This is a genomic window from Planktothricoides sp. SR001, from assembly GCF_001276715.1.
Taxonomy (GTDB): domain Bacteria; phylum Cyanobacteriota; class Cyanobacteriia; order Cyanobacteriales; family Laspinemataceae; genus Planktothricoides; species Planktothricoides raciborskii.
This window is the reverse complement of the sequence record NZ_LIUQ01000004.1, coordinates 125,813-145,136: the sequence shown is the minus strand read 5'-3', so window position 1 is coordinate 145,136 and position 19,324 is coordinate 125,813. Positions and strand designations below refer to the sequence as shown.

Sequence of the window (19,324 nt, the reverse complement as noted above, 5' to 3'; positions counted from 1 at the left end):
GAAACAAAAAGTAATTAGTAATTTTTTATAAAAATGAATCAAATTGATTTGAACCACTTAGGAGGCGATAGATCACCATGATTCCGCCAAAAATAAATCAAAAATAAATATTTTGTAAAAATTAATCTTGGAATGAAAGAATCATCAAAAAAATTTTCAGGAGGCTAAAAAAATAGCGATATCGCCATAAAATGAGTATAATTACTGATTAGCCAGTCAAAATAGAACTTGTTATCTTGGATCAAGTAAAAGGCAAGAAAATTACCACCGGGAATTGTTAACTGGTTAAGGGGGGGGTTAAACAGCGGCAATGGGCTGACCAGTATGTGCGGAAAGAAAATCGGTGACAAACAGGGTGCGATTCCCTCGCGGGACGCTTCGCGAACGGGAAAAATTGCCGCAAGATCGCAAGCTTTGTCAGCCTTCTTAAGGGCAGGCTCCTTAACCCAGGAAAAACCCAGCATTTTTGGCGTGGAAAAAATCCTACCTTATGACCGTGTTACAGCGTATTCAACCTTTGGAGAAAAAAGTATGGTGACAACTCAAGAATTAGCTCAAGTGAATAACTTGTCAACCGCTGCCGCCTCTTTGAAACTTGCGGCCACGGAAATGCGCCCTTGGGGTTCTTTCACCACCCTGGAAGAAGGAGTGGGTTACAAAATTAAACGCATTGAAGTCAAACCCGGTCATCGTCTCAGCCTACAAATGCACCATCACAGAAGCGAACATTGGATCGTAGTTTCTGGAACCGCTAAAGTCACTTGTGGCGATCGCGAATTAATGCTGACCAGCAACCAGTCTACTTATGTCCCCCAATGCACCAACCATCGGCTGGAAAATCCCGGGGTCATCGATTTAATTTTGATTGAAGTGCAGAACGGTGAATATTTGGGCGAAGATGACATCGTGCGCTTTCAGGATGATTATGCGCGAGCCAAACCCCAGTAATTGAATTAGCTACTTATTTGAGCTAATTATTTTAGCTACTCATTTAAGCCGCTGGTGAAAACCAAGCCACCAGGCCAATGCCCCTTGATTCAGCAGCGGTTGACTCACTTAAAACCCGGAAGCGAAATTTTGGCAATGGTCAAAACGGAGCCGAATAACGGTCTAGCTCTAGGTGACTGATCCGCATCATTTTGTGTCAAGATAAACAACAAAGGTTAGTAGAAGAGACTAAACCCCCATAAAAATTATCCAATTAGCCTCAAACAGCGTAGATTCAATGATTCATCTGAGCCAAGCGGCAATCCGTGAAGTAATCAGGCTAAGGTCCAAGCAGCCCAGCCAAAATGCTTTGTTTCGCCTGGGAGTGACTCCAGGCGGCTGTTCGGGTTTGTCCTACACGATCGCATTTGTCACCGAAATGACCGAACAAGACCAGGTTCAAGAATGTGATGGCATCCAAGTGGTGGTAGATCGTGAAAGCTTAAAATCTATTAGCAACCTGAGCATCGACTACTCCGAGGATCTGATGGGGGGAGGTTTCCGCTTTCATAATCCCCAAGCCACGGCTCACTGTAGCTGTGGTCATTCCTTCTCGGTGGCAGATGCGGGCTGACGCTAAATCCGTAAACCTGAGAAATCCGTGATTGTTGCCAAATCTTAGCCGAAGCATACCACAACAAGGTTGCGAGTTGGCCAAATTTTTTTGCCAAAAATTTGACAGAAGCTAATTAAATCCGATATAGTTATAGTTTGTAAGAAAGTTGGAATATAAACAAGCTGCACAGGCTTTAACTCATGCCCACTATTCAGCAACTCATTCGTAGTGAACGCCAAAAGGCACAAAAGAAAACCAAGTCACCGGCTCTGAAGAGTTGCCCTCAGCGTCGTGGCGTTTGCACCAGAGTTTACACCACCACGCCGAAAAAACCCAACTCGGCTTTGCGTAAAGTGGCCCGGGTTCGCCTCACTTCTGGATTTGAAGTGACGGCTTATATCCCCGGAATTGGTCATAATTTACAAGAACACTCCGTGGTTTTAATCCGAGGCGGTCGGGTAAAGGATCTCCCTGGAGTCCGATATCACATTATTCGGGGCACTTTGGATACTGCGGGCGTCAAAGATCGGCGTCAGGGTAGATCCAAGTACGGTGCTAAACGTCCGAAACAATAAAGTACAACGGGTAACGGGAAGCTTGAAAAAAATCAAGATGAACGGTGAAATCAAATTTCTATGGCTAAAGCTACCGTTCATCAGTCTTCTTAGTGCCATCCAATCCACCTGAAATCTGCAACCGTTCAGGGAGCAAATGATTCGCTGCCCCCAGCCGGTGGCAATTAAGTGGATGGGAGTTGAACAGACAACAGTACAGTGAAGTGAATTAGTTTTAAAAGTTACTATGTCTCGTCGCACGACTATTCAAAAACGTCCGGTGCCCCCAGATCCAGTGTACAACAGCCGCCTTGTCAGTATGTTAGTCCGCCGGGTCATGGGTCGGGGTAAAAAATCGATCGCCTCGAACTTGGTTTATAAGGCGATGAAAAGCATTGAAGAAAAAACCGGATCCGAACCCCTGGAACTCTTTGAGCGAGCGGTGAAAAATGCCACTCCCCTGGTCGAGGTCAAAGCTCGGCGGGTTGGGGGGGCTACCTACCAAGTACCAATGGAAGTTCGCTCAGATCGAGGGACTGCTTTGGCACTTCGCTGGATTATTCGCTTTGCCCGCGCCAGATCCGGTCGGACAATGGCCAATAAACTCGCGTCAGAGTTAATGGATGCTGCCAATGAAACCGGGGGAGCAATTCGCAAGCGAGAAGAAACTCACCGGATGGCAGAAGCAAACAAAGCATTTGCACATTATCGTTACTGATGCCTGGTTTGACCAAGACTAGATCGGCAGGACGGTAAAAAAATTTCAGAGCAACGTCAAAATCCACCAGTTTCTGCAAGGATTTGGTTTTGTTTTGTAAACAAATCTTGCAAAAAATATTAAAATGTGACGCAGAAAGGGTTTAGAAGCATAGCAATACTGAGGGCAGACCCATGAATGATGATTAGAGCCGACAAAAACAATGACCGCCCCAAGTCTTTAGAACATCTCTAGGGATGATGGCAGTCTGTAAACAACCTTCCTTACCGGAGCGGATTTTGAGGGCGAAAAAAACGCCTTCATCTATCTATATCTCTTAGTTGGTTAAGTCTTAAGCCATAAATATCATCTAATTGCGTCAATACCCAACAATTAATTTTTGTGACTAAACATTTGCAGCAGAAACAAAGAAGGAGGTAGCTGTGGCACGGATTGTCCCGCTTGAAAGGATACGCAATATCGGAATCGCCGCCCACATTGATGCGGGTAAAACGACAACGACTGAGCGAATTCTATTCTACTCCGGAGTCGTTCACAAACTTGGTGAAGTCCACGAAGGAACAGCCGTTACAGACTGGATGGAGCAAGAGCGGGAGCGGGGCATTACCATTACTGCGGCTGCCATTAGCACTAGCTGGAAAGACCACCAGATCAATATTATTGATACCCCCGGTCACGTCGATTTCACCATAGAAGTCGAACGTTCCATGCGAGTGCTCGATGGTGTGATTGCTGTGTTCTGCTCTGTAGGGGGTGTTCAACCACAGTCGGAAACGGTGTGGCGTCAAGCAGATCGGTATAAAGTACCGAGAATGGTATTCGTCAATAAGATGGATCGCACGGGAGCTAACTTTTTTAAAGTTTATGACCAAATTCGCGATCGCTTAAAGGCGAATGCTGTCCCAATTCAGATCCCGATCGGCTGCGAAGATAACTTTCAGGGAATTATAGATTTGGTGCGAATGCGAGCCAGAATCTATACCAATGACCTGGGCACCGATATGGAAGATACAGAAATTCCCGCTGAGGTGCTTGAGTTAGCTAACGAATATCGCACTTTATTGATCGAGTCAGTGGCGGAAACTGATGATACCTTGACTGAGAAATATCTCGAAGGTCAACCATTGACTGAAGAGGAAATCACTCAGGCTCTCCGTCAAGGCACGATTACGGGTAGCATTGTCCCGATGTTGTGTGGCTCTGCCTTTAAAAACAAGGGAGTACAGCTTTTATTGGATGCAGTGGTAGACTATATGCCGGCTCCAATAGATGTGCCGCCGATTCAGGGAACTCTCCCCGGTGGTGAAACCGCTGCTCGCCAAGCTGACGATCAAACCCCCTTATCAGCGTTAGCATTCAAGATTCAAGCAGATCCTTACGGTCGTCTCACTTTTATCCGGGTTTATTCCGGAGTCTTAACCAAGGGGAGCTATGTTTATAACTCTACCAAGGACAAGAAAGAGCGAGTTTCTCGTTTAATTGTTCTCAAAGCCGATGAACGAATTGAAGTCGAGGAACTGCGAGCAGGCGATCTTGGTGCGGCTTTGGGGCTCAAAGATACCTTTACTGGAGATACCATCTGCGATGCCGATCAACCCATTATTCTTGAATCACTTTATGTTCCTGAACCCGTCATTTCCGTGGCGGTTGAACCGAGAACAAAGCAAGACATGGACAAGCTGTCCAAGGCTTTGCAATCGTTGTCTCAAGAAGACCCCACTTTCCGTGTGAGTATTGACCCAGAAACCAATCAAACAGTGATTGCGGGGATGGGTGAGCTCCACTTGGAAATTTTGGTGGATCGGATGCTTCGGGAATTTAAGGTAGAGGCTGGTATTGGGGCACCGCAAGTGGCTTACCGAGAAACAATTCGTAAAGCGATTAAGTGTGAAGGTAAGTTCATCCGCCAGAGTGGTGGGAAAGGCCAATATGGTCATGTCGTGATCTCTCTGGAGCCGGCAGAACCCGGTAGCGGATTTGAATTTGTTTCCAAGATTGTTGGCGGTACAGTGCCAAAAGAATATATTGCCCCAGCGGAGCAAGGAATAAAAGAAGCTTGTGAATCTGGGATTTTGGCAGGGTATCCGCTAATTGATGTCAAGGTGACATTAATCGATGGGTCATACCATGAGGTCGATTCTTCGGAAATGGCCTTTAAGATCGCTGGCTCCATCGCGGTTAAAGAAGGGGCGCTAAAAGCTTCTCCAGTGCTTTTAGAGCCGATTATGAAAGTTGAGATCGAGGTTCCTGAGAACTTTCTTGGGGACGTGATCGGCGACCTGAATTCCCGCCGTGGCCAAATAGAAGGGATGGGTAGTGATGCCGGAATTGCCAAGGTAAATGCTAAAGTGCCATTGGCAGAAATGTTTGGCTATGCTACGGATATCCGATCTAGAACCCAAGGCCGGGGAATCTTTACGATGGAATTTAGCCATTATGATGAGGTGCCTCGGAACGTGGCTGAAACCATCATTGGTAAAAATAAAGGGAACGCATAAGCAAATCGAAAGAGGAACAAATAATTCATGGCACGCGCAAAGTTTGAACGGACTAAACCCCACGTTAATATCGGCACTATTGGTCACGTTGACCACGGTAAAACTACCTTAACTGCGGCTATTACCATGACCTTGGCGGCTCTCGGTCAGGCAAAAGCCAGAAAGTATGATGATATCGATGCGGCTCCCGAAGAAAAAGCTCGCGGGATTACGATTAACACCGCTCACGTGGAATATGAAACCACGACTCGTCACTATGCTCACGTGGACTGCCCAGGACACGCTGACTATGTGAAGAACATGATTACCGGGGCGGCTCAGATGGATGGAGCGATCCTGGTGGTATCTGCTGCCGATGGCCCGATGCCTCAAACCCGCGAGCATATCCTGTTGGCCAAGCAGGTCGGGGTTCCCAATATCGTGGTCTTTATGAATAAAGAAGACCAAGTGGATGATGCGGAACTGCTGGAACTGGTGGAGTTGGAAATTCGCGAACTCTTGAGTTCTTACGATTTCCCCGGTGATGATATTCCCATTGTTTCTGGTTCAGCCCTGAAGGCTCTGGAAGCAATTACGGAAAATCCAAAGATTAAAAAAGGTGAAAATCCATGGATCGATAAGATCTACGCTCTGATGGATGAGGTGGATAGCTATATTCCGACTCCAGAGCGGGATATCGATAAGCCTTTGCTGATGGCTGTGGAAGACGTATTCTCGATCACAGGTCGGGGAACTGTCGCTACTGGCCGGATTGAGCGCGGTAAGGTTAAAGTGGGTGAAAACGTTGAGTTGGTCGGGATTAAAGCAACTCGCAGCACTACTGTAACTGGCGTGGAAATGTTCCAGAAAAGCCTGGATGAAGGGATGGCTGGAGATAACGTGGGTTTGCTACTCCGTGGGATCCAAAAGACTGACATTGAGCGCGGGATGGTGATTGCTAAACCCGGTTCGATTACTCCTCACACTCAGTTTGAGTCTGAAGTGTATATTCTCAATAAGGAAGAAGGCGGTCGTCATACTCCCTTTTTCCCAGGCTATCGGCCTCAGTTCTATGTGCGGACAACTGATGTGACCGGCACCATTAGTGCCTTTACCGATGATGAGGGGGGTGAAGCCGAGATGGTGATGCCCGGCGATCGCATCAAAATGACCGTTGAACTGATTAACCCGATCGCGATTGAACAAGGGATGCGTTTCGCTATCCGTGAAGGTGGTCGCACCGTCGGTGCTGGCGTCGTTTCCAAGATCATCAAGTAGGATGATTTCCTGAAACAGCATCAGCTAAGTCGATTAGTTGACTGCTGTTTCTCTATTGCCTGGAGTCATCAGTCATTGATTCACTTGAAGACTCCAGCATTTTCAGTCTGACAACCGAACCTAGACAATTGAACTGAGTAAGAAATTAAACATGGCTACTATTGCACAGCAAAAAATTCGGATTCGTCTCAAGGCATTCGATCGCCGCTTACTAGACACTTCTTGTGAAAAGATTGTCGATACCGCCAACCGCACTAACGCTACAGCGGTCGGGCCAATTCCTCTCCCTACTAAGCGCAAAATTTATTGTGTGCTGCGATCGCCTCATATTGATAAGGATTCTCGCGAGCACTTTGAAACTCGGACTCATCGCCGGATTATTGATATTTATCAACCTTCTTCTAAGACCATTGATGCTTTAATGAAACTCGACCTGCCTGCGGGTGTGGATATTGAGGTCAAGCTGTAATTTTCTGAAGATTTATCCCGATTATTTTGCTGGATCGACCAGATAGTTTTTGGGCAGCAAAATTGGGAGTAAAATGTGAATATGCTTAAGAAATATTCATATTTTAACTAATAAAATCAATCCTGATTTTTTAATTATCAAAGGGGCGATCCTAACTAACGGATTGCCCCTTTTAAATTATGAGAATTATAATTGTAAAAAGCCCCCCTTTTTAAGTTTTTAAGGGGGGTTGGGGGGATATTCTAGGGTATAAAAGCAAGAAGTCTATTATTTCAGCTAATGGAAATATCTTCAAGATAGGCGATCGCTTCCCGTAGATCCCACCGCTTTGGGCATGGAAGTAGGCGGAATGAATCTGGGATTTTTTGGCTGAATAATACTGGGTTTATACTCGGGAACTAATCTTTGCAATTCTGTTTTGATTGCCGCAGTTTTATTAGATAGAGCCGCATTAAACAAGACATCTAGACAAGGATGTAAAAATTCCCAATGAATTTTTGGTTCGAGAGCGCAGAAAATCTTCGGGTGTTTTGTAGATCGAGCGGTGGCGCTATCAACCAGCAATTCTTCATGGAGCTTTTCTCCCGGTCGTAATCCGGTAATTTGAATTTCAATATCTTTTCCTGGAGTCAAGCCACTCAATTTAATCATCTGAATAGCCAGATCGTAAATCCGCACGGGATCGCCCATATCCAGTAAAAAGATTTCTCCCCCTTGACTCAAGGCGCCTGCCTGAATTACTAAACGAGCGGCTTCGGGAATTGACATAAAATAACGAGTCATTTCCGGGTGAGTCACGGTAATGGGTTTGCCTTCGGCAATTTGTTTGCGGAACCGGGGCACCACGGAACCACTGCTATCTAAAACATTGCCAAATCTGACGATGGTGAAGCGGGTGGGAATACCGGGGCGATCGGCTAATCCCTGGATAATTAATTCCGCCACTCGTTTGGTGGCACCCATGACATTAGTGGGACGCACCGCTTTATCGGTGGAAATTAAGACAAATTGTTTGACTCCACAGTCAATACAGGACTTAGCAGCGGTTAAAGTCCCTAAAACGTTGTTCAAAATACCGGGTGAGGGGTTTGCTTCTACCAACGGGACGTGCTTATAAGCTGCCGCATGATACACCGTATCAATTTTATATTTGGATAACGCAGAACTAAGCTGGTTTTGATCGGCTACTGAACCCAGGCAAGGTACTTTTGTTAGCTGGGGATAGGTTTCCCCCAACTCCATATCGATGGTGTAGAGGGCAAATTCGCTCAGTTCATATAAAATTAGACATCTAGGCTGCTGCTGGGCAATTTGACGACATAACTCGGAACCAATTGACCCACCCGCCCCTGTCACCAGAACATTTTTACCTGTAATGCTCATGCCCAAGAGTTCTGGGTCTGGTGCCACTTCTTCTCGACCGAGTAAATCAGCAATATCAATATCGCGGATTTCGCTGAGAGAAACTTTTCCAGAGAGAATTTCGCTAATACAGGGGACAGTTTTGACGGGAATGGCAAAATTTTGCAGCCGCTCCAGAATTTCCCGTTTTTTGACCCAGCCCACCGAAGGCATGGCCAATAAAATACTGTCCGCTGATTTTTGGACAATTAGTCTGGGTATGTCTTTCGCCCCATAAACCGTTAACCCTTGAATCATTTGCTTAGTTAATGAAGGGTCATCATCGACGAAAGCAACGGCGTTATATGCTGGATGGATGGCTAGAGATTGAGCCAGTTGAGAACCCGCAGATCCGGCTCCGTATATAATGACTCTCTGTGGGGCAGGACTTTGGCGATCGAGGAAATTGACGGTATTGACTAGCCAACAGATTGATAGCCGCAAGCCACTGACCAAGCTGAGGGTCAGCAGAGCATCATTGATTAAAACTGAGCGAGGTAGTTGTAAAAATTCTAGTAAGTACGCCAGTAAAACAAAAGCACCGGAACTATAGAGTACAGCCTTGGCACTGGTAAATAAGAATTCTAAGCCCGCATAGCGTAGTACAGGTCGATATAACCCCGTTGCCATAAAGACAACGGTCTTGGTGGTAATCAACAAGACCAATAACCAACTGTACTGGAATGCTTCAGAAAAAGCACTAAGGGAACCAAACCGCAGTCCAAAGGCACCGTAAATCGCGATGACAAATAAACAAAGGTCTAGGCTGAGGAGAAGTCCATGCTTCTGTTGCCTAGATAATGAGGCGGCTGCCTTTTTAATGGCAGTTGCCAGAGTTTTGAGTAGCATTTGCTGCATCATGGGAACTGTATCATCTCCTCCAGGGTCACTACAGTTTGATTCCTTGTGACTGTTTTGGAGCATAACGCATGTTTATTCACTAGAGAATCATGTTAGATAAAGATAGTTCCCTTTATTTTCTGGAAACCACTTAAATTTACTTGGATCTTAAGACTTTTTGATCAAATGCTGATAATTTTAGTTAATTAGACCAAAAAAAACAACCTGTGGAGAGGCTGGGTTACATTTTTATGCCCTTGTAAGACATCTGAGATGTTACTCAAGTTATTTGTCTTGATCGGGATGATTTTATATTGACACATAAGTCAGTTTATGGTATCGGGATGACGGTTTTTCACTTCACCCATAAACTTCACCCATTAAGATTCAACCAGATTCAAGCACATTTAAGCCGGTATCAGTTTTAAGCCGTGAGATATCAGCTTTTGGCTGATATCTCACGGTTGATAGCTAACTGCTGATACCTTTTGGGCTGACCTGGCCACGGGGGTTTTGGCTACGGGTTCAGTTAGATTAAGGTAAAACTATTTTCCGTAATTTCACTGACGCTTACCCCGATCGCAGTCACTAATAGGCGATCGCTTATGCGAATAAATGTATTACTTTGATCGCCATCTATAGTTAACTGGTCAAGGGTTAAACCACTGGCTAACCCAATCTTATCTTGCCCTAATTCAAAATCAAGAATTGTATTACTACCGTCTTCAGCCCGGAAGACAAAAGTATCAAGACCTTCGCCTCCCATTAAGGTATCATTCCCTAAGTCACCACTAAGGAAATCATCCCCAGTTGAACCGCAAAGGTAGTCATCATTTTTGCCTCCGTGTAAGGTATCATTCCCAGCCCCACCACAGAGAAAATCATTTTCTTGATTGCCGTTGAGAAAATCATTATCTTCACCGCCGTAAAGGGTATCATCTCCTAAGTCACCAAATAAAATATCTTCCCCTAGGTTGCCTTTAAGAATGTCGTTATCTTTTCCCCCATGTAAGGTATCATTGCCCGCCCCGGCATCTAAGAAATCATTGCTTTGATTTCCATTCATAAAGTCATTGCCATCTCCACCCAGCAGGGTATCATTGCCTAAATCCCCAAACAAGATATCATCGCCAATATTGCCGAATAAAACATCATTATCTTGCCCCCCATAAATTAGGTCATTTCCCCCGTGACCATCAAGGAAGTCATTGCCCATATTCCCGTGCAATGTATCATCGCGATCGCCGCCGAAAATATTGTCGTTGCCGCTCATTCCCCGAATAAAATCATTGCCGCCAAACCCTTGTAATTCTTCAGGGATATCGCTACCAGTGATTATGTCATCTAAATCTGTACCATTCAGGATGCTTTCTACAATATTCGGGGTGAAAGTTGGGGTAGAAACTTCTTGGCAACCACAATTATTTTGACTAGCATTACTTGAATTATCACCGATGGTTGCTATCTGGCTATCCGGTAAAGGTTCTGATGGCAGTACCACACCAATATTATTAGTTCCCGAACCTATGGGAGAATTTGTACCGGGGTCTGTTGTACCGGGGTCTGTTGTACCGGGGTCGGTCGTCACCGTAGCAGCAATGGCAAAATTAAAAGGATTTTCATCACTATCATTGGTAGAAAAAGATAGTTCACCGGATAAAGCAGTTGCGCTGGTGGCATCTACTTGAACATCAAAGGTTGTTTGAGAACCTACGGCCACGGTTGCTGGTAAAGTGCCGACCAAACTAAATCCAGTTGGCAGTTGTAAATTACTCATATTTAAAACAGCATTTCCCGTGTTTTTCACCGTAAATGTTTTAGTAATGACGCTGCCAACTGGGGTGCTGCCAAAATCTAATGGTGTAGTTGTGCCATCAACAATATTATTAGTGCTTCCAATAAATTCAATTTCTGGCAGCATCCCTGGAAATTCATAAGCACCAATATCCACAATGGCTGTGCCATTATTATCTCCATCAACCGGACGATTTTGGCCATTTTGATCGGTGGTCGGTGCGCCGGTATTGACTCCTGCATCAATGGCGGGACTTCCGGATAGTAAAGCATAAGATAATTGGCCATTGCCATTATCTTGTAATAGGCCGATTTTGGGGTCAGCAATGGTAATATTTGCCGTGACGGTGACATCATCCGCAGCGGTGGTTTGTGGACCAGGCCATTCAATGTTGCCACCGCCGTCGAGAAGTTGACCACCAGTTTGGTGTTTAATATTCCAAGGATTTCCCCCTTGATTGTTGTTAAAAATTGAATTAGTTGCAGTGGTATTTTGATTGTTTCCCCAAAACGCCCCTCCCATAAAAGCGGCATAATTGTCGCTGATTGTACTATTAATAATTTGGGCTGGTTGGGTGGTATTGATCGAGATCGCACCTCCGACCCCAGTGCCACTGCCATCGGCTCCTTTGAGGGCTTGGTTGCCACTAAAGGTACTATTTATAATGGCGGTTGGCGTGCCTTCTCCAATCCACAAACCACCCCCCTGAGAATCAGCAATGTTATTAGCCAAGGTGGTTTTAGTAATTGTTAATTGACCATTTCCGGCTCTTAAACCACCGCCGAGGGCATCTCCTTTGGCATTTTTAATTACCGTGTTATTAAGAATGGTACTTTCTTCTACAATGGCTTGATCTGGGGGATACATAAATAGAAATAAAGCCCCGCCTTGACCAGCCCCCTGATTGCCTTCAAACCGACTTTGGGTAATCCGAATTGTCCCAGGATTTATGCCATCGTTCGGGGAAGCTCCATCGGTATAAATAGCGCCACCATAACCATGATTTGCGGTTAAGCCTGGGGTTGAATTATTATTCAGAAAAGTGGATGTTTTGATCGCTAGTTGGCTGAGGAGATTGTTAATTGCTCCCCCATTAATGCCTTTATTGTTGGTAAATTGGCTGCCTTGAATGGTGGCTTGACTATCGCTCCAAATTAAAATTGCCCCGCCACCATGTTCGCTGAGTTGACTATTATCATCTAGGGCTTGACTGCTATCATTGTTGTTAAATTCACTATTAATAATTGTGAGTTTACTGCGATAACCACTATAAATCGCTCCTCCACCTAAACCGCTGGCTTTGTTATTGTTAAATGTGGTATTTTCTACGGTGAGGGTGGTTTGTTGGTCGGTTCTAATTCCCGCCCCGGCACCAGCTTTGCCAATTCCCGTAGTTTGACCATTGGCAATGGTTAAATTTTTTAGGGTTAAATTGGTGGGTTGAAAGTCGGTAGTCCAACGCAGGTCAAATACGCGAGAAGCATTATTACCACTAATGGTTAACCCCGCCGAATTGCTACCATCAATAATTAAGTTTTTATTGATTTCTATTTGGCCGGTGGTCAGGGTGATGGTCTGGTTTGCTAGACTAGAATCAAATTGAATGGTATCCCCAGAATTCGCAGTGGCGATCGCTTCTCGCAGAGAACCAGCGCCACTATCCGCTAAACTGGTTACGGTAATAATTCCCAAAACTCCGGGGTAATTATTCCGAAAAGTTACTGATAAATTAAGGGGATTTTTTACTACACCTGTGGTATAATTTAAGTCCCATGTCCCTCCTAAATTATGATGACCAATCAACCCATCTGTAGCGGCAATAGTCGCTTGAGTGAGTTGACTCAGTTTTTGGATAAACTTTGCTCCATATCCCGCCGCAATTTGACAGCTATAAAGGAAAATTTCTGGGATGTTCCATTGTTGAAGCTGCGGGGCGTAATGGTTGAGATTAAGTTGATTGATGGCGCGATCGCCTAAGTAAAGACAACCGGGACGACCATGAGCAAATAAATAAATCGCATCAATTTTACGATTTTGTTCCTGATAGTTTTTCAGGATGTTGGTGATTTGAATCAGGCGATCGCCCGTCCCATCTAGCACTATTACTTCTGCTTGATTCTTGATACTCTTGACTAAGATGGGATAGTTTTCAATGCTGGCATCAATGAAAACTACACGATTTAATTGAGTGAAAGTTTCAGGGAAAGAAAAATTAGCGGAAATTCCAGGATAAGCCATACTACATACTCCAGGGGACAATTAGCAGGTAGACACACTCCTAGAGTTCTGTGAGATTTTTCACAGAAAGATTTCTGTGAAATAGTTCTGTGATTTTTTTTGATGCGATCGCCCGATGTCTGGTTTGAATTATCCGTAATTTTACGGATGCTTTTTGGTAAAATTTTAAATCTACCGATAACCTTAAAAGACTATAATTCTGAAAAAAGGTTTCTGACCGGATTTGACTGGTAATAATTTATTTTGTCACAATAAAAGGCTGTAATTAAACAGCCAGAACAAAACTAATAATTACTTAGGGCAAGCGTTCCAACATGAATAGTTGAATCAACGGATTTTAAACCAAAGTAAAATTATCAGCGGTCATGGCACTGACATCCACTCCATTGACGCTGACTAATAGGCGATCGCCCGTGCGAATAACTGCATTATTTTGATCGCCATCTATAGTTAATTGGTCAAAGGTTAAACCACTGGCTAATCCGATCTTATCTTGCCCTAATTCAAAATCAAGAATTGTGTTGCTACCGTCTTCGACCCGGAAGACAAAAGTATCACGATCTGTTCCTCCCATTAAGGTATCATTGCCTAAGTCACCACTGAGGAAATCATCCCCACTTCCTCCATTAAGAACGTCGTTTTCTTTGCCCCCGTGTAAGGTATCATTTCCTTCGCCACTACAGAGAAAATCATTGCCTTGATTGCCGTTGATAAAATCATTTTCTGCGCCCCCGTAAAGGGTGTCATCTCCTAAGTCACCGAATAAAATATCTGCCCCTAGGTTGCCTTTGAGAATGTCATTGTTTTGACCACCATGCAAGGTATCATTGCCCGCCCCGGCATCTAAGAAATCATTGCTTTGATTTCCATTCATAAAGTCATCGCCATCTCCACCCAGCAGGGTATCATTGCCTAAATCTCCAAACAAGATATCATCGCCAATATTTCCGAATAAAACATCATTATTTTGCCCCCCATAAATTAGGTCATGTTCCGCTTGTCCATCAATGAAGTCATCGCCCATATTTCCTTGCAATATGTCATTCCCGTCGCCGCCGAAAACGTTGTCGTTGCCACTCATTCCCCGAATAAAATCATTACCGCCGAACCCTTGTAATTCTTCAGGGATATCGCTACCAGTGATTATGTCATCTAAATCAGTACCATTCAGAATTTTTTCTACAATATTCAGGGTGAAAGTTGGGGTAGAAACTTCTTGGCAATTGCCAGAAAAATTGGCAGTATTATTGGCGATCGCATCACTATTACTGCCTCCAGTTAAAGAGTCTGATGGCAATACTACACTATTATTATTAGTTCCAGAATTTATCGGAGAATTTGTACCGGGGTCAGTCGTACCGGGGTCAGTCGTACCGGGGTCAGTCGTACCGGGGTCAGTCGTACCGGGGTCGGTCGTACCGGGGTCGGTCGTACCGGGGTTTGTCGTCACCGTAGCCGCAATGAAAAAATTAAAGGGATTTTCATCACTATCATTGGTAGTAAAAGAGAGTTCACCGGATAAAGAACCGGCGGTATTAGCATCTACTTGGACAACAAAATTTGCCTGAGAAGCAGCGGCCAAGGTAGCGGGTAAACTGCCGACTAAACTAAATCCAGTTGGCAGTTGTAAATTACTCAGATTTAATGCCGCATTGCCAGTATTTTTTACAGTGAATGTTTTAGTAATTATGCTGCCAACATTGGTACTACCAAAATCCAATGGTGTAGTGGTGCCATCAACAATGTTATTACTGCTTTCAATAACTTCAATTTTTGGGGCTTCTGGGGCAGCCAGAGAAAATTCATAAGCGCCACTGTCCACCATAGCTGTGCCATTATTGTCTCCATCAACCGGACGAGATTTGCCATTCTGATCGGTAGTCGGTGCGCCGGTATTTACTCCCGCATCAATCGCAGCACTTCCTGCTAGTAAAGCATGGGTTAATCTGCCATTGCCATTATCTTGTAATGGGCCTAGTTTGGGGTCGGCAATGGTAATGGTGGCGGTGGCATTATAATCATTCCCCAAATTTGTCAGTTTTGCTGGCCATTGGATGTTGCCACCTAGGTCAGTTAATTGGCGATTTGTATGTTGTTGAATGTTCCAATCATTTGGCCCATTATCCGCCGTGTTGTTAGCAAAAATGGTATTTTTGACGCTGACAGCTTGGTTCGCAGACGCTACCAGGGCACCGCCAACCCACCCGGCGGAATTGTTGGCAAAGGTGGTATTAATAATATCTGTTGGGCCACCAATGGCCATTGCCCCACCGTTACCACTGGTGGTTTGACTGAGGGCTTTATTCCCGGAAAAAGTGCTGTTGGTAATAGTGGTGGGAGCGAAATTAAACCAGACTCCACCCCCGGAATTAGTAGCGGTATTATTGGCAAATGTGGTGTCAGTAATTGTGAAGCCTTTATTGGCTGCATTGTTTAATTGCGCGATCGCCCCGCCATTTCCGGGAGCACCGCCATTTGGCAGTTCTAAAATTTGATTATTGATAAAGTTGCTGCCAGAAATTACCACATTATCTTGAGTGCCGGTGTATAAATAAGCTGCTCCACCTTCGCCCCGACCTTTGTTGCCTTCAAACCTACTATTAATAATCTGAATTGTTCCCGATGTCGCGTCACTATTTGTGCTGGCGCGGTCAGTATAAATCGCCCCGCCATAGCCTCTTAAAAATGGATTTGATTTGCCAGTATCGTAGAAAGCTGTGGTGGTATCGTTGTTGATAAATGTGGAATTTTCAATGGTGACTTTGGCATTGAGACTGTTAATAGCGGCGCCATTAATCCCTTTGTTATTGGTAAAATCGCTATTTTTGACAATCAGGTTATTTGGCCCCCAAAAGGCGATCGCTCCTGCCCCCCGTTCATCGTTGGCAGCAGTGGCAGTATTACCGTTAAATTTACTTTTGTTAACGGTGAGATTGCCTTCAAAAGCGATAAAAACTGCCCCACCTCCTTTGTCGGCCACATTATTATTTAATTGGACATTTTCCAGGTTGACACTGCCTTGGTGTTCCGTAGCGATCGCCCCGCCCCGTTCAGGGGTATAAGCCTTTTCTAGGGTTAAATCTTTGACAGTTAATGTGGTGGGATTGACTGAAGTAGATTTCAGCAAAAATATCCGGGAACTATTATTCCCACTGATGGTTAAACCCGCCGCGTCTGCACCGTCAATGGTGAGATTTTTGCCTACGGGAATTTCTATCTGACCAGTGGTAAGAGTAATGCTTTGATTGGCTAAATTTGAGGCAAATTTAATCGTATCCCCATTTTGGGCTTGGTTGATGATTTCTCGCAGGGAACCCGACCCACTATCCGCTAAACTGGTGACGGTTAACACTGCTAAAATTCCGGCGTAATTTTCTCGGACTTTAGCGGCTAATGGATTGGCACTTTTGATTTCTCCGGTAGTAAATTCTAAATCCCAGTTTCCGCCATATTTTCTACTACCAATTAAACCCACAGATGCGGCGACATTCGCTTCCGTAATTTCACTGATTTTATTGACAAAATCACTACCGGATGCAGCGGCAACGTGGCAACTATAAAGCAGTATTTCTGCCGCTTGCCATTGTTTTAATTGCGGGGTATAATGTTCTAAGTTTGATAGGTTAATGCTGCGATCGCCTAAGTAAAGACATCCCGGACTCCCGTGACAGAAAATATGCACCGCATCAACCCTACCAAATTCTGCGGTATATTCGGCGATCGCTTGAGTAATTTTGTCTATACCATTGTCAGTGCGATCGATGACAAAAACCGGGCTATTCTCAGCTACTCCAGAGAATAAAAGCTGCCAATTATCTAAACGGCTATCAATAAACGCGATCGAATTTCCCGGAAAATACTGATTATGAATTTTTGTCTGACTGGCAAATAAATTAGCTATCATTAGGAAGACTCCAGAACACTCTTATTCCCTGATACATACTCGCCGGTCGTTTATCAGGACAATTTGAAAAAATTTCAGCCAATTCCAAAAAAAGTAACCGATTTAGATTTAATTTAAATAAAATAGGCGTACAATCATAATGCCGTCTACTTTTGATTGTATGCTGGGATTTGCCATTGTTCTGCTGGCCTCGTTTTTTTTCTGTTTCCAAAATGTGATTGTCAGAATTCTCTTTAATCAATACACAATGTTTGGAGAGTTTATCATTGGCGGATATGTTCTCCCCACTTTAGAAAATTCTTTTTTGCTGCTGTTTATGCGAATGCTATTAGTGGTGCCATTAATGGCAGGTTTGTCTAGCAAACTCTATTCCAACACTTGGCAAGATATTCGAGGATTAAATCAGTCTGAATCCCGCATTATGTTGTGGCGATCGCTTGCTGGAGGACTGTTAATGTTTCTCTATTTAGCCCTACTTTATCTCTCCATTGGCTTAATTGAAACGGGAATTGCCATGACGCTATTTTTTACTTATCCCGTCTTTACTGCCCTATTTTCTTGGCAATTCTTTGGCAGTGCTCCCAGTCGGTTTCGCTGGCTAGTGATGGGTCTAATTTTATCTGGCATTTTTCTGACAATTCCCCATCACCAAAGTAGCGACCAGAGTTATAGTCTGGTGGGGGTAATTTTGGGCATTGCATCGGGCATTACTTATGCCCTTTATACGGTGAATGCCCAAAAAATATTTGAGGACAAAATGCATCCAGTTCCCTTTACTTGGATCAGTTTTGCTACTACTTTGGTACTTGCTGGCATCAGTTTATTCATTTGGCATAACCCTGACTCTGAAATGAACTGGGCACCGCTGTGGGTGGGCGGACTTTTATCCGCGATCGTCACTTTGACCGGACATTTGATGAATAATTTTGGCATTAGTTTAATCGGGGCAACTTCTGCCTCTATGATTAGCGCTACTAACCCAGCTTTGACAGTAATTTTGGCCTGGTTTACAATTCAAGAAACCCTGAATTATTGGCAATTATTCGGTGTTATAATTGTGACATTGAGTGTCGCCATGCTCAGTCTAGAACATCGGCGATCGCCGGAAAAAATAAACAAAAATAGACAAAAATAAACAAAAATAGACAATTTTTGTAGAGGCAAGCCTTCGGTGTTTGCCTATATAGCGGTTATTATTCTGAGTACAGACATTTTCTGGATTCCCGCCTTCGCGGGAATGACAGTTTTTTTTACTTTATAACTCTGAAAAGTGCTATGCTATATTTTGCGAATAAATGTTAATAATTAATTTTTATGATTATGAACGAAAATCGGTTAAATCGACCACATACGACGGTGGTATTGGCTATGAGTGCTGATGGGAAAATTTCTGATGCCATGCGATCGCCCATCTTATTTGGTTCTCCCGCCGATAAAGCCCATTTAGAAACACAGGTTGCCCTAGCGGATGCGGTGTTAGGTGGGGCGGGAACTCTGCGGTCTGGCGGTTCGGCTATGCCCGTAAGCAATCCAGAATTATTAGCCCACAGAAAGCAACAGGGAAAACCTCCACAACCGATGCAAATTATTTGTTCGCGATCGGGCAAAATTGACCCGCAAATGCGTTTTTTTCAGCAACCGATTTCCCGTTGGTTAGTCACCACTAAAATAGGAGTAAAAAATTGGCAATCACAATCATCCGCTGATGAATTAAATGAATTAAATAATAAATGGGAGCATATTTTTACCTTTGAAACTCCAGAAGGAGAGGTGGATTTATTGGCGGCTTTAGCCCATTTTGCTCAAATGGGACTCGAACGCCTAGCGGTTTTGGGCGGTGGTGAACTGGTGGGTTCTTTGCTGACCATTGATGCCATTGATGAGTTATGGCTGACCGTCTGCCCTTTACTTATTGGGGGCGATCGCGCCCCAACGCCGGTAGATGGCCCAGGCTTGCCCACCCAGATGGCGCCCCGCTTGCAACTCTTGGAGGTTAAAGAGGTGGATCAAGAGCTATTTTTGCACTATTCAATCAAAAATCGAGTTTCTTAGGTTTTAGTTAGCTTTTCCCGTGACATTGGATTAACCTAGAGTTTAAACCCTCTAT

12 protein-coding genes are annotated in these 19,324 nt (G+C 44.3%); 9 read left to right on the top strand and 3 right to left on the bottom strand.

Annotation, left to right across the window (positions count from 1 at the left end):
* Nucleotides 1-531: 531 nt before the first annotated feature.
* From AM228_RS03995 to rpsJ, 7 genes are all read left to right on the top strand, one after another.
* On the top strand, nucleotides 532-948 hold the full coding sequence (locus tag AM228_RS03995; RefSeq protein ID WP_054464899.1) for a phosphomannose isomerase type II C-terminal cupin domain: 417 nt from the start codon (nucleotides 532-534) through the stop codon (nucleotides 946-948).
* Between the two features lie 277 nt (nucleotides 949-1,225).
* The gene (locus AM228_RS03990) at nucleotides 1,226-1,561 is read left to right on the top strand and encodes an iron-sulfur cluster assembly accessory protein (protein ID WP_054464814.1); all 336 of its coding nucleotides are present in this window, start codon (nucleotides 1,226-1,228) and stop codon (nucleotides 1,559-1,561) included.
* 182 nt (nucleotides 1,562-1,743) lie between these two features.
* The gene (rpsL, locus tag AM228_RS03985; protein WP_054464813.1) at nucleotides 1,744-2,118 is read left to right on the top strand and encodes a 30S ribosomal protein S12; all 375 of its coding nucleotides are present in this window, start codon (nucleotides 1,744-1,746) and stop codon (nucleotides 2,116-2,118) included.
* Nucleotides 2,119-2,344: 226 nt separating this feature from the next.
* The gene (rpsG, locus tag AM228_RS03980; protein ID WP_054464812.1) at nucleotides 2,345-2,815 is read left to right on the top strand and encodes a 30S ribosomal protein S7; all 471 of its coding nucleotides are present in this window, start codon (nucleotides 2,345-2,347) and stop codon (nucleotides 2,813-2,815) included.
* A 422-nt stretch (nucleotides 2,816-3,237) separates the two neighbouring features.
* Entirely contained in the window at nucleotides 3,238-5,313 is a 2,076-nt protein-coding gene (gene fusA / locus AM228_RS03975; protein WP_054464811.1) for an elongation factor G, read from the top strand.
* A gap of 27 nt (nucleotides 5,314-5,340) precedes the next feature.
* Nucleotides 5,341-6,570: an elongation factor Tu gene (tuf, locus tag AM228_RS03970; protein WP_054464810.1), complete on the top strand. Its 1,230-nt coding sequence runs from the start codon at nucleotides 5,341-5,343 to the stop codon at nucleotides 6,568-6,570.
* Between the two features lie 160 nt (nucleotides 6,571-6,730).
* On the top strand, nucleotides 6,731-7,039 hold the full coding sequence (gene rpsJ, locus AM228_RS03965) for a 30S ribosomal protein S10 (protein WP_197285216.1): 309 nt from the start codon (nucleotides 6,731-6,733) through the stop codon (nucleotides 7,037-7,039).
* Between the two features lie 291 nt (nucleotides 7,040-7,330).
* Here rpsJ and AM228_RS03960 read toward each other — a convergent pair whose 3' ends face one another.
* The 3 genes from AM228_RS03960 to AM228_RS03950 form a co-directional block, all read right to left on the bottom strand.
* A complete protein-coding gene (locus tag AM228_RS03960) occupies nucleotides 7,331-9,364 on the bottom strand; it encodes a nucleoside-diphosphate sugar epimerase/dehydratase (RefSeq protein ID WP_156331518.1) in 2,034 nt (677 codons plus the stop codon).
* A gap of 445 nt (nucleotides 9,365-9,809) precedes the next feature.
* A complete protein-coding gene (locus AM228_RS03955) occupies nucleotides 9,810-13,313 on the bottom strand; it encodes a DUF4347 domain-containing protein (protein ID WP_054464807.1) in 3,504 nt (1,167 codons plus the stop codon).
* Nucleotides 13,314-13,650: 337 nt separating this feature from the next.
* Entirely contained in the window at nucleotides 13,651-17,217 is a 3,567-nt protein-coding gene (locus tag AM228_RS03950; RefSeq protein WP_054464806.1) for a DUF4347 domain-containing protein, read from the bottom strand.
* A 139-nt stretch (nucleotides 17,218-17,356) separates the two neighbouring features.
* On the opposite strand from AM228_RS03950, the gene AM228_RS03945 reads away from it, so the two are divergent.
* Nucleotides 17,357-18,352 (top strand): DMT family transporter, encoded by a 996-nt coding sequence (locus tag AM228_RS03945; RefSeq protein WP_231636592.1) that lies wholly within the window; start codon nucleotides 17,357-17,359, stop codon nucleotides 18,350-18,352.
* A gap of 185 nt (nucleotides 18,353-18,537) precedes the next feature.
* Nucleotides 18,538-19,269: a RibD family protein gene (locus AM228_RS03940; RefSeq protein WP_054464898.1), complete on the top strand. Its 732-nt coding sequence runs from the start codon at nucleotides 18,538-18,540 to the stop codon at nucleotides 19,267-19,269.
* Nucleotides 19,270-19,324 lie beyond the last annotated feature (55 nt).

What these genes read in the sequence shown, in the direction of transcription:
- AM228_RS03995 (WP_054464899.1), top strand. Translation starts at nt 532, where the DNA reads ATGGTGACAACTCAAGAATTAGCTCAAGTGAATAACTTGTCAACCGCT.
- AM228_RS03990 (WP_054464814.1), top strand. Translation starts at nt 1,226, where the DNA reads ATGATTCATCTGAGCCAAGCGGCAATCCGTGAAGTAATCAGGCTAAGG.
- rpsL (WP_054464813.1), top strand. Translation starts at nt 1,744, where the DNA reads ATGCCCACTATTCAGCAACTCATTCGTAGTGAACGCCAAAAGGCACAA.
- rpsG (WP_054464812.1), top strand. Translation starts at nt 2,345, where the DNA reads ATGTCTCGTCGCACGACTATTCAAAAACGTCCGGTGCCCCCAGATCCA.
- tuf (WP_054464810.1), top strand. Translation starts at nt 5,341, where the DNA reads ATGGCACGCGCAAAGTTTGAACGGACTAAACCCCACGTTAATATCGGC.
- AM228_RS03960 (WP_156331518.1), bottom strand. Translation starts at nt 9,364, where the DNA reads ATGCTCCAAAACAGTCACAAGGAATCAAACTGTAGTGACCCTGGAGGA.
- AM228_RS03955 (WP_054464807.1), bottom strand. Translation starts at nt 13,313, where the DNA reads ATGGCTTATCCTGGAATTTCCGCTAATTTTTCTTTCCCTGAAACTTTC.
- AM228_RS03950 (WP_054464806.1), bottom strand. Translation starts at nt 17,217, where the DNA reads ATGATAGCTAATTTATTTGCCAGTCAGACAAAAATTCATAATCAGTAT.
- AM228_RS03945 (WP_231636592.1), top strand. Translation starts at nt 17,357, where the DNA reads ATGCCGTCTACTTTTGATTGTATGCTGGGATTTGCCATTGTTCTGCTG.
- AM228_RS03940 (WP_054464898.1), top strand. Translation starts at nt 18,538, where the DNA reads ATGAACGAAAATCGGTTAAATCGACCACATACGACGGTGGTATTGGCT.